Origin of the sequence: Prevotella sp. C561, from assembly GCF_000224595.1 — a bacterium.
Lineage (GTDB): Bacteria > Bacteroidota > Bacteroidia > Bacteroidales > Bacteroidaceae > Prevotella > Prevotella jejuni.
This window is the reverse complement of sequence record NZ_JH114189.1, coordinates 1-1,201: the sequence shown is the minus strand read 5'-3', so window position 1 is coordinate 1,201 and position 1,201 is coordinate 1. Positions and strand designations below refer to the sequence as shown.

Below are 1,201 nucleotides of genomic sequence, written 5' to 3'. Positions count from 1 at the left end.
ATAGATGTTAGGTGTTGATGATTAGCCAGTAGGGTATCTCGGTGATCCACGGTCCTTCGGGGGAGGGGCCGCTATCTCTCATGTTCTCTCTTTATTCTTTTTCTCACAGAACTACACAGAAGAAAAGATTTCACAAAGGTGCACAGAGACATTAAGTCAACCGAAAGCACAGAACGTTACAGCTATTGTTGGGTGTTGGGTGATAGATGTTAGGTGTTGATGATTAGCCATAGGGGTATCTCGGTGATCACGCCCATCCCTTTCCTGCTACCTGTAGTTGTCGCACACGCTGATACAGCAGATACGACTTGCCCGCATGCCTCACACCAACTATCACATAATTGCCATTCTCTTCAAAGTCTATGGGGACGTTCCACAAGTACCGCCTCATCCACCTCACGCTGCTTACTAATCAGGCACTGTTTGATGACATCTTTACTAATACTCATATAAATTACATTTAATAAGAAACATGTGTTCTTATAAAGTTCGCTTTACAAAGTTATATATTATTTATAAGACAAACTTTATAAACCTCAATTCCGCAGCATTATTCTTTGCAATCTACTTTTATATATTGACGTGACATTTTGGTATTTATCCATTGATTTGGGACTTTTCTGGGGTTCTTGGTTCTTGCATAGGCATGAAATCCCCCCACCCAAACCAATGGGGAAGTATGAAAACACCACAAAGAAATACTGTTTATTCAAGGAATACTTCAGCGTAGTAGGTTTGATTTGTATATAGGTTCAGAACGTTCTGCCTTCCCGTTCTCACCCATTTTGCTGGTACGCTGACAAAATGCAGGATAAAGACTTTCAGCCTGCTTGTCTTTTTCAACGGCTTGACCTTTTCGCTGATATGACGGACGAGATAGAAGTTCTTCAGCATGGCAGTAACCATCATGAAAAACCATATTCTCAGCCATAAAGGAAAATGGCAGATGTGACCATCCAAAGTCATTGTTCTGTATGTCGAAGTTTTTTTCACTAGCCCCACGCTCATTATAAAATGTAATGATGTCCTTCTCGGTAGACACCCAGTCATTGGTGAGGATACAGCGGTATGTGTATATTACTCCGAACATATCCGTCTGTTGCTTGCCATCCTTGTCTTTCAAAGGCTACGCTGTACGACAAGTCTGTATGACTTTCCTTCTATTAAGCTGTCCATGCTGATGGATGTGACATCGCATTTC

General features: G+C 41.5%; 2 pseudogenes. Both read right to left on the bottom strand.

The window, feature by feature from the left end:
- Positions 1 to 253: 253 nt before the first annotated feature.
- Positions 254 to 449 (bottom strand): annotated as a pseudogene (locus HMPREF0666_RS17110) (ATP-binding protein); the annotation flags it as partial.
- 256 nt (positions 450 to 705) lie between these two features.
- A pseudogene (locus HMPREF0666_RS15870) lies at positions 706 to 1,201 on the bottom strand (IS1380 family transposase); the annotation flags it as partial.